Origin of the sequence: Hyphomicrobium sp. CS1BSMeth3, from assembly GCF_900117415.1 — a bacterium.
In the GTDB taxonomy this organism is placed as follows: Bacteria; Pseudomonadota; Alphaproteobacteria; order Rhizobiales; family Hyphomicrobiaceae.
Window position 1 is genome coordinate 1,034,728 of the sequence record NZ_FPEI01000005.1, and the last position, 12,052, is coordinate 1,046,779.

Genomic DNA, 12,052 nt, shown 5'->3' on the forward strand with positions numbered 1-12,052 from the left:
TGTTTCCTGATCAGTCGATGAGCGCGCCGCCCGCGAAGGAGAAGAACGTCAGGAAGAACGACGTGGCGGCGAACGCGATGGAGAGCCCAAACACGATCTGCAGCAGCCGGCGCAGACCGCCGCCCATGTCGCCGAACGCAAGGCTCAAGCCGGTCACGATGATGATCACGACCGCGATCACCTTGGCCACCGGTCCCTCGATAGACTCGAGGATGCGCTGCAGCGGCGCTTCCCACGGCATGCCGGAGCCGGCGGCCGTGGCGGGTGTGACGATCAGCATGGTGATGACGAAAGCGAGCATTCGCTGCGCGAGCGGGCTATCGCCCACACCCATTCGGGGAGACCCCGAACCCCCTTCTTTTTGTGAACTGCAAAAGACGGGTGGTCCGGCGGGTGTCCCGCCGGGCGGGTTGCAGGGCGGCAGCCCTGTTGCGTAGCAAGCCGTTCCGATACGTGGGCGCATTGTCATGCTCCGGTCGGTCCGACAGGTCGAAGGATGGGTGTTCCGAGCGGCTTGAGCTGATAGTCGCCGCTGTCATCGAGGCCGGTGAGCTCGACGAGCGCGTCAAGCCGGCGGTTACCGCCGCGGCCCGCGAGGAAGGCGATGACATCGATGGCCTCGAGGATGAGATCGCGCGGGACCGTGATGACGGACTCCTGCACGAGCTGCTCGAGACGATAGAGTCCCGCTTCGGCGGAGTTGGCGTGGACCGTCGTGATGCCGCCGGGGTGGCCGGTGTTCCAGGCCTTCAGCATGTCGAGGGCTTCTGGGCCGCGCACCTCGCCGACGATGATGCGATCAGGACGCAAGCGCAGTGTCGAGCGCACAAGGTCGGCAAGGGACGCAACCCCTGGCTTGGTCCGCAGCGCCACGCAATCGGTGGCCGCGCATTTCAATTCGCGGGTGTCTTCCAGGATCAGCACGCGCTCGTCGCAATCGGCGACCTCGGCGAGCAGCGCGTTGACTAGTGTGGTCTTGCCGGAGGATGTGCCGCCGACGACGAGAATGTTGCGGCGCTCACGCACGGCCATCGTGAGGGCGTCGGCCTGCAAGGGCGACATGATGCGCGCGGCGACGTAGTCCTTGAGGCGGTAGAGAACGTCGGCCGGCTTGCGCACCGAGAAACACGGTGCCATGGCGACGGGCGGCATGATGCCTTCGAAGCGCTCGCCGGTCTCGGGGAGCTCGGCCGAGACGATCGGCGCACCGGCGTGCACCTCGCGATGCACATGGGCCGCGACGAGGCGGATGATGCGCTCGACCTCGGCGCTGCCAATCCTTTCGCCGCTGTCCTGGCGGCCGATGCTAGCGCGATCGATCCACAGCCGTCCGTCCGGGTTCACCATCACCTCGATCACGGTCGGGTCAGTCAAGGCGGCGGCGATCGCCGGACCGAATGCCGTTCGCAGCATCTGGCGGCGACGGCCTTGTGCCTCCAGGCTAGCGTGAAGGGATAGAAGATCAGCCATGGCCTGTATCCTCCTTGGAGTCGGTAGGCTCCTTCGCGGCAGGCACCTCGCGATAGGCGCCATTCCCGTTTCCGGCCTCCTGCCTACGCAGTGGCGCGTCGTCCGCAGCAGTCGCGAAGAGATCAGGATTGTTGCTGGTAATGGTCTCCAGCACCTCGGTTACGAGGCGGTGATCGGTGGCGAGGCGGCGGCCAACCTGGGCGACGAACACCTGGAAGCGCTCGCGTCCGAGCAGGCGGGCGGCCTCCTGCTCGCTTTGCGGCAACGGTGGCGTGATCATCAGGAAGTAGCGGACAAACAGCGCCAGGGTCTCGGTCACGATGGCGACGTCGCGATTGACGATACCAACGACCTTGTGCAGCTCGTCGAGACGCCGGACGAGAACCTCCTCGACGCCGGGCACCTTCTCTGGCTCGAGACATAAGCGGAGAGCTTCCTCGAGCATGGCCGACTTCGAGCCGTGCCGCTGCTCGGCAACGAGATCGAATTTGTTGGCAAGGGCGCGCGAGATGTAGAGCGCGTAACGCTTCTTGGCCATCAGCCCCGCGCGCCTCCCGGAAACGGCACGATCGTGTCGTCATCGTCGCGTGATGGGCCGACATGGGGTTGCGGCGCGGTTTTCGCCTCTGTCCCAAGATCGGCGAACAGGGGCAGGTCGCTAACCTGACGGGGCTTCGCTTTGGTCTTGGTGCGCGCGATCTGGCGGGTGCGGGGCGGATCTTCCTCAGCCGTTGCCGTCTCGGACCAGGCCTTGTCGAGCTTGGGATGCGTGGTGCGTGCTTTGCTCGGCCAATCGTGGGCACGGATTGGGGGCGCGTCCGCATAACCGCCTGAGGCGAGCGTCGGTGGTGGCAGCTGGCGTGCGAGGAAGTTGCGATCGGCATAATATTGCAGCTTCCGGGCACGGATTGGTGCCGCGCCGGAAACGAGGACAAGCGCATCGGTCGAGGGGAATTGCAGGATCTCGCCCGGCGTCAGCAGCGGCCGCGCTGTCTCCTGCTCCGACACGGTGACGTGCGATAGCCAGGCGGCGAGACGGCGGCCCGAGAGGTTCTTCTGCGCCCGAAGTTCGGTCGCGGTGCCGAGCGCATCCGAGAGACGCCGTGCCGTGCGCTCGTCGTTCGGGGCGAAGGCAACGCGGACATGACAGTTGTCGAGGATGGCGTGGTTGGGACCGTAGGCCTTGTCGATCTGGTGCAGGGATTGGGCGACGAGAAAGGCGCGCACGCCATAGCCGGCAAGGAAGGCGAGCGAGGACTCGAAGAAATCGAGCCGGCCGAGCGCGGGGAACTCGTCGAGCATGAGCAGCAGCGGTCGATCGGACACACTATTCTTCGGTAACGTCTCGGTCAGCCGACGCCCGATCTGATTGAGGATCAGGCGCACGAGTGGTCGCGTGCGGGAAATGTCGGACGGCGGTACGACCAGATAGAGCGAGACCGGCTGCCCGGCCTGCATGAGATCGGCAATCGACCAGTCCGAGGCCGCTGTCATCGTGGCGATGATCGGATCGCGATAGAGCCCGAGCAGACTCATGGCCGTCGAAACCACGCCGGAGCGTTCATTGTCGGCCTTGTTCATGAGCTCGCGCGCCACCGACGCGACGACGGGATGTACGATTGGAGTCGTATCCGTGCCCAGGTGATTGGTGGTCAGCATGATCGAGAGCGCGCGCCCGATAGAGCGCGTGGGATCAGAAAGGAAGGTAGCGACGCGGGACAGCGTCTTCTCCTGCTCGGCGTAGAGAACGTGCAGGATGGTGCCGACCAGTAGCGCATGCGCGGTCTTCTCCCAGTGATCGCGTTGCTCGCGTGCGCCTTCCGGATCGACGAGGATGTCGGCGATGTTCTGCACATCGCGCACCTCCATCGCGCCTTTCCGCACCTCGAGCAGCGGATTGAAGCGCGCCGAGAGCGGATTGGTCGGATCGAACAGCAGACAATGGGAGAAGCGCGAGCGCCAGCCGGCAGTCAGCGTCCAGTTCTCACCCTTGATGTCGTGGATGACGACCGAATGGGGCCACGTCAGCAGTGTCGGTACGACGAGGCCGACACCCTTGCCCGAGCGCGTCGGCGCTACGGCGATGACATGCTCGGAACCGTCATGGCGCAGGTACTGGCCATTCCAGAGGCCGAGGACAATGCCCTTCTCGCTCAGCAGTTGCGCATCGCGTACATCCGCGTCGTCCGCCCAGCGGGCCGAGCCGTAGGTTGTTATTGTGTTCTTACGGCTGGCCCGCCGGGCGGCTCCCCCGACAGCGACAGCGCCGCCGGCAATCCCCCCGAAGGCGGCAACGGCGCCGGCGCGTGCGAAGACGTCTGGTGCCTGGCTGTCGAAGGCCAGCCACCAGACGAAGAGCTTCCATGGCGCGTAGAGTTTGAGTCCGAAGATCTCGCACCATGCTGCGCCGAGAGCGGGTTGAGATCCCAGCATCGCAGCGGCCCACTGTGTGGCGACCACGAGCGACGTCGCGATAAGCGTGGTAGCGATGAGACCCTGGATGATCGCGGAGCGAAGCGGGAGCATGATCGGCGAGCCTTTCGGACGGAATGATCGTCGCAACGAAAGGGTCGCAAGAGAGCGCGCGCTTATTCAATCCAGTAAATTGCGCTCGATTGTGCTGAAACGTGAAGGGTCGTGCAGCCTTTGCGGCGGAATGTCGGCAGTGCCGTCCGTGCGTGCGAATGGAAGATACCAATACGACCGTTGATCGCAAATCGAATGTGAAGCTGCAGATTCGAACGTACAGGGAAATGACAATGAGAGATGTCGATCCGCTATGATGCTTGCTGTCAGCGACGCGAGCAGCGCTCGTCCAGCGGAGCTGGAATTGCTCCGATGAATTTTATCAATGATGTTGAGTGAAGCGGCGGCTACGTGCTGCCGCGGTTGCGGCAGTCGCACAGCGGAATGCCGCGCGCCTTCGCCTTATCGGCGAGGTTGCCGGTCACGCCGGAACCTGGGAACAGGACGACTCCAATCGGCATGGCATCCAGGAGCTGGTCATTGCGCTTGAAGGGCGCAGCCTTCGCATGGCGTGCCCAATCAGGTTTGAAGACGATCTGCGTGATCTTGCGCGCTTCCGCCCAGCAGGCGGCGATCTTCTCGGCGCCGCGCGGCGCACCGCCGTGCAGGAGGATCATGTCGGGATGCTTGGCCTGGACCTTGTCGAGGACTGCCCAGATGCCATGATGATCATTGCAGTCGACGCCGCCGGCGAAGGCAATCCTGGTGCCCTTCGGGAGCAGCGTCTCGGCGTCGACCCGGCGGCGGGCATTGATGAACTCCCGGCTGTCGATCATCGCGGCTGTCATCGTCGACCGGTTGACCATCGAACCGGCACGGGGGCGCCACACCGATCCGGTATGGATGCTGAACAGCTCGGCAGCGCCATCACGGATGAATTCGAAGCTGTTGCGACGTTCGATCAGCGTCAGCCCCTCTCGGATGAGCTTCTCGAGCTCGACGGAGCGGACCTCTGAGCCGTCCTGATCGCGCTGGCTTGTCCGCTGGGCGGCCTCGTTCTTGTCCAGCTCCTGTTCGATGCGGTCGATCCGGCGGTGGAAGACGTTGACCACCGACCACAGCAGGACCTCGAGGTCAGGCTCGAGACGGGTGTCCGACAAGGTCGCGACCAGCGCATCGAAGATGTCGGCGAGAGCGCCCTGGAGCTTTGCCGGCTCGGGCAACGGACGTGGATCAGCTTCATCGTCGAAGGGACGATGAGCGTAGAGCGCGAGCTCTTCGAGCAGATGGGCCGTTGGAGATGCGGTGGCGTCAGTGGTGTGATCGAAAGGCATGGAACACCTCTCCTCAGCGAGGCCGCGCCCATCGCGGCCTTCCGGCGACGGACCAGCCGGAACCGGCCGGGGCCAGCACCCAAAGGCGCAGCCTGCCAGGCCGGAGCGCAGCGGAGGAGGGCAAGCGCGGCCTCCGGCCGCGCGCCGCCCTTGCGGCCGCGACCGGTTCTGGCCCGATCGCCTCTTAGGAAGGCCGGGTGCGGCCCCGTCTGCGTGGAGTGCGGTCCGTGCCGCTCGACCACGGACGGCACAAATCACAGCCGGCCGGACGGCCCTGCGAGAAGGAAGCGTTCGGCATCACCCGGCGTGACTTGCGGACGTACGAGCGCGCGCAGATCGTTCAGGCCGAACGCGACGAGGTCCTCGTTGAAGTCGCCGAGGCGTGGCGACAGTGGGATCGTTTCGATGCCGGCCGCTGCAGCCCGTGCGGTCAGAGTCGTCATGGCACCATCGCCCGCGGCATCGATATCGCGAGCGATGTAAAGCCGGCGCAGCGTGTCCGGAAACAGAATGGCGGACAGATGCGCGGCCGACAGTGCCGCCATCAGCGACAGGCCCGGCAGGGCCATCCGCAAGGAGAGCATGGTCTCGATCCCCTCGCCGGCCGCCATGACGTCACCGTGGGGACCGAACCGAACGGCATTGCCGAGCAGTGAGCCCATCGCCTTGCGCGATGTCTCGAGCGGTGCCTTGCCGAGGCCGGATGGATCGAGCCACGTGCGGTGCGCGCCGGTGATGAGGCCGCCGAGATCCGTGACGCTCGCAATCATGGCAGGCCAGATCTGTGTCGGCCCATCATCCGGGCGATGATAGCAACGCGGATGATAGCGGAGCGCTCCGACGTCATGCAGATCATCAATGCTTCGATGCCGCAGGTAGGTCTCCACCAATGTGCCGTGGATCGTGTGCGATGCGGCGACCAGACGGCGGGCCGCCTCGGGCGAGCCGGTCGGTGCCGGTATCGTGTAGGTCTTGCACTGCGGATCGGGCTCCGGACGTGGCAACGAGAGGAAGCGACGCGCTTCGTCGGCCACATCTCGGAAGTCGATGAGCCCCAGGCTCTCGCGGATCACGTCGAGCAGATCTCCGCGCTCTCCCGTCGCGCCATCCGTCCAGCGCCCCGCTGCACCTTTGCCGCTCTCCGGGCCAAACAACCGGACGTACATGGAGCGCCCTGGTGTGTTGTGCACATCACCGACAATCCAATAGCGCCCCACGCGGCGACCGTTGGAGAGGTACTTGCGGCACACCGCCTCGGCCTCGCGCGCGAGGCGATGTGCAAGCTCTGACGCATCACGCCGGGCCATCAGGCGGCCTCCCGCTCGCCAATGCGCTCGACAGGGTAACGCTCCATCAGCTTGGCGATGATCGAAGGACCGCTAGTGTCGGTCGGCACGAACATCCTGAGCTTCCACGAGATGATCTCGTGGAAGAGGCCATACGCGGACAGACGGTTCCGCATGGCATCGGAGAAGCCGAGCAACTCGATGCGATGAGCACCCATCGCGCGAACGCGGCGAAGCTGGAGGCCTTCGGCCAAATCGAGGACCGTCCTCCCGTCCATCAGGGCCGAGAAAGCTTCTTCGGGTGTCAGCGTGGCGCGATCGGCAGAGAGCGTGCCCGCGACCCAGGCCGGTGAGACGCGCCGTCCGATCACGCGCTCGCCGTCGTTCGTCTGAAGTCGATAAACCCGCGTCGACTCGCCCGGCAGACGCTTCCATATGGGCAGCAGCAGACCGGCAACGATGTGCAGCGTGCTCTCGGAGAACTCGGGCACCTGTGCGAGCTCCGCGATCCAGCTTTGCCGGAACGGAGAGTGGTCGGCCTCGATCCAATGGCTCTCGGCCATAGCGCTGATCGGGACCGAAACCGTCTCCATCGGCCGGATGAGGCGCACGCGGCGTTCCATCTCGCCGTCGTCGAGCATGATGCTCGGCGCGGAGACCTGAACGGCCGCACGGCCTGATCGCTCGTTGACGAGCAGCCGGCCACTGCGATCGGACAGATGCGCGAGGGCCTCGTCGAGCGTTACCGGCCGGTTGCGCAGGCGTTGCAGGATCGTCAGGAGCCGCGTCTCGGCACCTGTGCCGGGATGCACATGGATCGTGCGCCGGTCGGTGATCTCAAAACTCTCCGCCCGCAGCGTCTCAAGGCCGATATCATAGGTGCCGGACGCGATGGCACCTTCGACACGCGCGTTCAGCAGTTGCTCGAAGGCGGTGAAGAGCACGCCCTGGAGCTCGATCGTCAATGCCAGCAGCCGATTGAGGAACGTGGTGATCGGCGGCAGTCCGTCCTTCATGCCATTGGAGTCCATAAGCGAGAGGCCCGTTGCCTGCTCGAAGGTCTGAAGCGAACAGCCTTCGACCTTGCCGCGCACGATCAGCGTGTAGAGCTGGCGCAGTGCATCGCGCGCATAGGGGCTCTCGAGATTGTCCTCCGGACGGAACAGACCCTGGCCGCCCGTCTGACGTTGGCCACGGGTGATCGCCCCGAGCGTATCGAGCCGGCGTGCGATGGTGCTGAGGAAGCGCTTTTCTGCTTTCACATCCGTCGAGATCGGACGGAACAGCGGCGGTTGCGCCTGGTTCGTTCGGTTCGTGCGGCCGAGGCCCTGGATGGCGGCATCGGCCTTCCAGCCCGGCTCGAGGAGATAGTGGATACGCAGGCGCTGGTTCCGCGCCGAAAGCTCGGCGTGGTAGCTTCTGCCCGTGCCGCCCGCATCGCTGAACACGAGAATACGCTTCTCGTCGTCCATGAACGCGGCTGTCTCGGCGAGATTCGCGGATCCCACACGACTTTCGACGACAAGCCGCTGACCTTTGCGGATGATGCGGCGGGAACGCCCCGTCACTTCCGCCACAATGTCCGTGCCGAAGCGCTGCACGATCTGGTCGAGTGCGCCCGGCACCGGCGGCAAGGACGCAAGCCGCTCGATCAACTCGTCGCGGCAGGCGACGGCCTCGCGACTTTCGACGGGTTGACCATCACGGAGCACGGGGCGCGTCGACAGATTGCCCTCGCTGTCCGTGTAGGGCTCGTAAAGCTGCACCGGGAAGGAATGGAGCAGATAATCGAGCACGTACTCGCGCGGGGTGATGTCGACCTGGATGTCGTTCCATTCCTCGGTCGGGATCTCGGCCAGCCGGCGCTCCATCAGGGCCTCGCCGGTCGAGACGATCTGCACGACGGCGGCATGGCCCTTCTCGAGATCGCGCTCGATCGATCTGACGAGTGTCGGCGTCTTCATCGACGTCAACAGATGGCCGAAGAAGCGCTGCTTGGCACTCTCGAAGGCTGACCGCGCGGCAGACTTGGCCTGGGCATTGAGCGTGCCCATCTCTCCCGTGATGTTTGTTGCACGCAAAGCCGCGTCGAGGTTGTTGTGGATGATGGCGAACGCTCCGGCGTAGGCATCATAAATGCGCGTCTGCTCGGGCGTGAGCTGGTGCTCGACGAGTTCGTATTCAACCCCGTCGTAGCTGAGCGACCGCGAGATATAGAGGCCGAGCGCCTTGAGATCGCGTGCGAGCACCTCCATCGCGGCGACGCCGCCCGCTTCGATGGCCTGGATGAACTCGGCCCGATTGGCGAACGGAAAATCCTCCCCGCCCCAGAGCCCGAGCCGCTGCGCGTAAGCCAGATTGTGGACGGTCGTCGCGCCGGTGGCCGAGACATAGACCACACGGGCATTGGGCAAAGCGTGCTGCAATCTGAGACCGGCACGTCCCTGTTGAGAGGCCTCCTGTTCGCCGCGCTCACCCTTGGCCGAAGCGGCGTTCTGCATGGCGTGCGATTCATCGAAGATGATCGCGCCATCGAAATCGGCACCGAGCCAGTCGACGATCTGGCGGACGCGCGATTGCTTCTCGCCACGCTCATCCGTGCGCAGCGTCGCGTAGGTGAGGAACAGGATGCCTTCGTTGAGGCGGATGGCCTTGCCCTGCGGAAAGCGCGAGAGCGGCGTGACGAGCAAACGCTCCATGCCGAGTGCGGACCAGTCGCGCTGCGCATCCTCGAGCAGCTTGTCGGACTTGCTGACCCAGATGGCACGGCGCCGTCCCTGCAGCCAGTTGTCGAGGAGAACGCCGGAGGCTTGGCGACCTTTGCCCGCGCCGGTGCCGTCGCCGAGCATGTAGCCGCGGCGGAACCGGACTGCATTCGGCGCTTCATCCGCCGCCGCGGCGACAACGTCGAAGGTCTCATCCACCGTCCAGGCGCCGGCGAGATGTTCGCTGTGCGCCTCGCCGGCATAGACGACGGATTCGAGCTGGGCGTCCGAGAGGAGGCCGTCCGCAATCACCTTCGCCGGTAGACGTGGCCGATAGCTCGCCTTCGGCGGAGCGACCGACGCCATGGCCGCCGATTGCACGAGCTTGGTCGGATGCCGCTGCGCACCGGGAATCCGGATCGATTGCAGCGCATAGTCTTCATAGATCGCGTCCGAGAGACGCGCGCCTTCGGGTGGAGTCCAATCAAGCGTCTCGTAGGCGAGCTCGATGCCATCGGGGACATTGCCGGCAACAGGAGCGGTGCGTGTCGGGACGCGCGTCGTTGTCGCCCGCCGTGTCCGCGAGACTGTCGCAGACATCGTGCGCGCGGGAGCCTGCACCGCCGAGCATGGCGGCCGCGGTGGGACGTGCGTGCCGATCCAGCCGAGAAGCGTGGCGACATCGGGGGCCGTACCGGGCGATGGCGGGAACTGCGTCGGATCGTCGGCGGGCTCCTTGTCGATGACGATGAGGCGCGTTTCGATGCTCGTGCCGTGCTTCGCATAGACCGAGCCGTCGATGGCGGCGGTGAAGACGACACGGCCGTGGGCTTGCAGCCGCTCGAAAGTCTCGCGCCACGTCGAGGTATCAGGTCCGAAGCTCGCGCCGGTGATGGCGACCAGCCGGCCACCATCGCCGAGGCGGGCCAGTGCGGAGGAGAGATGACGGCAGGTGGCATCGGCCACGCGGCCGCTAACGTTGGCGAGCACCGAGAACGGCGGGTTCATCAGAACGACCGTCGGCAGGATCGTGCGATCGAGATGATCGTCGATCTGCGCCGCGTCGAAGCGCGTCACGGAGATTTCCGGAAAGAGTTGGGGGAGCAGGCCGGCGCGGTTGACCGCGAGCTCGTTCAGGATGAGGGTGCTGCCGGAGATGTCAGCGAGGACGGCGAGCAATCCCGTGCCGGCTGACGGCTCGAGCACGCTGTCGCCCGGCACGATGGCGGCCGCGGTGAGCGCGGCAAGGCCGAGCGGCAACGGCGTCGAGAGCTGCTGGAAGGCCTGGGATTCCTCCGATCGCCGCGTATGGGTGGGAAGAAGATTGGCGATTTTCGCGAGCGTCGGCAGTGCGGCGGCGGGCGTGCCTGCCTTGCGCAGGATCGCCTTGCCGTATTTGCGCAGGAACATCACGGCCGCGGCTTCGCAGGCGTCGTAGCCCGTCTTCCAGGTCCAGGCGCCGGAGGCGTCGGACGCGCCGAAGGCTTGTTCCATGGCCGCCCGCAGCATCGCGGTATCGACGCGGCGGCCATGTTCGAGGTGAGCGAGGAGCAGACGTGCCGCCTCGGCGAGGCGAGCGGCGGAGTCGTCGTAGGAGGAACGTGCGAGCGGCGCGCTCGCGCGGTTGGCATGGGATGTCATGTCGATGAGCCTCAAGGAGAGCGGAAGATAGGCGAGCCGGCCGGCGCTCTCTCTCGACCACACCGGCTCAACCCGACCGCAGCCAACCTCTCCCTCGACTTCCGCCCGCCATCAACCGAAGCGATGGCCGTCCTCCGTGAAGGTATACGCGTTGGCGACGATCGCTTCGTCGACGACGGCGTCGGAGGTCAGATACTCGTATTCACCTTCGAGCTGGCGATAGAGCCAGCAGGCGAGATCGCGCAGCGCCTCGATGACGGCATCTTCGGCGCCGGTCGTCATCTCTTGCGAGACGGGGCTGTCGCGTTCGACCGAGATCGCCATGCTGAGCTCGTGGTGGGCGCGGCCGCGGTGGGTGACGACCGCGTGGAGCTGATAGAAGTTCCGGCGTTGGATAGCCTGGAGCGCATCGGCGATGCGGTGGAGCTCCTCATCCTTCGGCGCGTGCTCGCGAATCTTGCGAGGTGCCGCCTTGGCATGGCTATAGCGCCCTTCATAGCAGGCGCCATCACCCTGGCTCCAGAAGCCCGAGAACCAGATGCAGGGCTTACCTCGCGTGCCGCCGCCCCAGAGGCGAACGGAGCGCGTGTCGAGGCGGACACCAAGGATTTTGCAGATGCACTCGAAGTCCTCATAGACGCTCTCATACCAATCGTAATCGAACGCACCTTCGCGATACCAGGCGCGGGCCTTCTCCTTCGCCTCGTCCGAGAGCTCGTCGAGGAGATAGACAGCGGTTTCGATGATCTCAGGCATCTCGATCACCGCCTCCCAGCACCATGGCGAGCCAGGTGATGGCCGCAGTGGAGGTCAGGGCGAGAAGAGCGTCAAAGCAATCCGCCTTGCGCTGCACGAACTCGTCGAACTCCGAGGGGATCGCCAGCGTCGGCACGTCGTAAGGCTCGATGTCCTCCGGCCAAATGCCCGTAACATAGGTATGTCCCGAGCCGTCGATGTCCTCCTTCTGCTGGGACCAGTTGTCGTCCTGGATGGCGAGGCGGCAGGCTTCAGCGAGCGTGTCGGCCGCGTAGCGGCGGCGCCGATAGACGGGGAGACGGAAGGTTGTTTCGATGATGAAGATCGGCATGGCGAATACTCCAAAGATCGTCGCCCGCCGAGGACCGCGGGGCGCGAAAGCAGACTGATGGGG

9 protein-coding genes are annotated in these 12,052 nt (G+C 65.3%); all 9 read right to left on the bottom strand.

Translation table 11 applies throughout. The annotated features are described in order from the left end of the window. Positions 1–10 precede the first annotated feature (10 nt). The 9 genes from CS1BSM3_RS13960 to CS1BSM3_RS14000 all read right to left on the bottom strand — a co-directional run bounded on the left by CS1BSM3_RS13960 (position 11) and on the right by CS1BSM3_RS14000 (position 11,989). Positions 11–301, bottom strand: a complete 291-nt coding sequence (locus CS1BSM3_RS13960; protein WP_072387648.1) for a TrbC/VirB2 family type IV secretion system protein — start codon at positions 299–301, stop codon at positions 11–13. Between the two features lie 164 nt (positions 302–465). Next, positions 466–1,470 (bottom strand): P-type conjugative transfer ATPase TrbB, encoded by a 1,005-nt coding sequence (gene trbB / locus CS1BSM3_RS13965; protein WP_072387649.1) that lies wholly within the window; start codon positions 1,468–1,470, stop codon positions 466–468. Next, positions 1,463–2,008, bottom strand: coding sequence for a hypothetical protein (locus CS1BSM3_RS13970; RefSeq protein WP_072387650.1), 546 nt, complete (start codon positions 2,006–2,008; stop codon positions 1,463–1,465). The genes trbB and CS1BSM3_RS13970 overlap by 8 nt, the downstream gene beginning before the upstream one ends. Further along, positions 2,008–3,996: an IncP-type conjugal transfer protein TraG gene (traG, locus tag CS1BSM3_RS13975; RefSeq protein ID WP_072387651.1), complete on the bottom strand. Its 1,989-nt coding sequence runs from the start codon at positions 3,994–3,996 to the stop codon at positions 2,008–2,010. Before traG ends, CS1BSM3_RS13970 begins: the two co-directional genes overlap by 1 nt. 347 nt (positions 3,997–4,343) lie before the next feature. Beyond that, entirely contained in the window at positions 4,344–5,270 is a 927-nt protein-coding gene (locus tag CS1BSM3_RS13980; protein ID WP_143149205.1) for a DUF2493 domain-containing protein, read from the bottom strand. Between the two features lie 254 nt (positions 5,271–5,524). Further along, the gene (locus CS1BSM3_RS13985; protein WP_072387652.1) at positions 5,525–6,577 is read right to left on the bottom strand and encodes a DUF7146 domain-containing protein; all 1,053 of its coding nucleotides are present in this window, start codon (positions 6,575–6,577) and stop codon (positions 5,525–5,527) included. Further along, positions 6,577–10,902, bottom strand: a complete 4,326-nt coding sequence (locus tag CS1BSM3_RS13990) for a strawberry notch family protein (protein WP_072388231.1) — start codon at positions 10,900–10,902, stop codon at positions 6,577–6,579. Before CS1BSM3_RS13990 ends, CS1BSM3_RS13985 begins: the two co-directional genes overlap by 1 nt. A 111-nt stretch (positions 10,903–11,013) precedes the next feature. After that, positions 11,014–11,658, bottom strand: coding sequence for an antitoxin of toxin-antitoxin stability system (locus CS1BSM3_RS13995; protein ID WP_072387653.1), 645 nt, complete (start codon positions 11,656–11,658; stop codon positions 11,014–11,016). Next, positions 11,651–11,989, bottom strand: coding sequence for a hypothetical protein (locus CS1BSM3_RS14000; RefSeq protein ID WP_072387654.1), 339 nt, complete (start codon positions 11,987–11,989; stop codon positions 11,651–11,653). Before CS1BSM3_RS14000 ends, CS1BSM3_RS13995 begins: the two co-directional genes overlap by 8 nt. Positions 11,990–12,052: the final 63 nt, after the last annotated feature.

What these genes read in the sequence shown, in the direction of transcription:
- CS1BSM3_RS13960 (WP_072387648.1), bottom strand. Translation starts at nt 301, where the DNA reads ATGCTCGCTTTCGTCATCACCATGCTGATCGTCACACCCGCCACGGCC.
- trbB (WP_072387649.1), bottom strand. Translation starts at nt 1,470, where the DNA reads ATGGCTGATCTTCTATCCCTTCACGCTAGCCTGGAGGCACAAGGCCGT.
- CS1BSM3_RS13970 (WP_072387650.1), bottom strand. Translation starts at nt 2,008, where the DNA reads ATGGCCAAGAAGCGTTACGCGCTCTACATCTCGCGCGCCCTTGCCAAC.
- traG (WP_072387651.1), bottom strand. Translation starts at nt 3,996, where the DNA reads ATGCTCCCGCTTCGCTCCGCGATCATCCAGGGTCTCATCGCTACCACG.
- CS1BSM3_RS13980 (WP_143149205.1), bottom strand. Translation starts at nt 5,270, where the DNA reads ATGCCTTTCGATCACACCACTGACGCCACCGCATCTCCAACGGCCCAT.
- CS1BSM3_RS13985 (WP_072387652.1), bottom strand. Translation starts at nt 6,577, where the DNA reads ATGGCCCGGCGTGATGCGTCAGAGCTTGCACATCGCCTCGCGCGCGAG.
- CS1BSM3_RS13990 (WP_072388231.1), bottom strand. Translation starts at nt 10,902, where the DNA reads ATGACATCCCATGCCAACCGCGCGAGCGCGCCGCTCGCACGTTCCTCC.
- CS1BSM3_RS13995 (WP_072387653.1), bottom strand. Translation starts at nt 11,658, where the DNA reads ATGCCTGAGATCATCGAAACCGCTGTCTATCTCCTCGACGAGCTCTCG.
- CS1BSM3_RS14000 (WP_072387654.1), bottom strand. Translation starts at nt 11,989, where the DNA reads ATGCCGATCTTCATCATCGAAACAACCTTCCGTCTCCCCGTCTATCGG.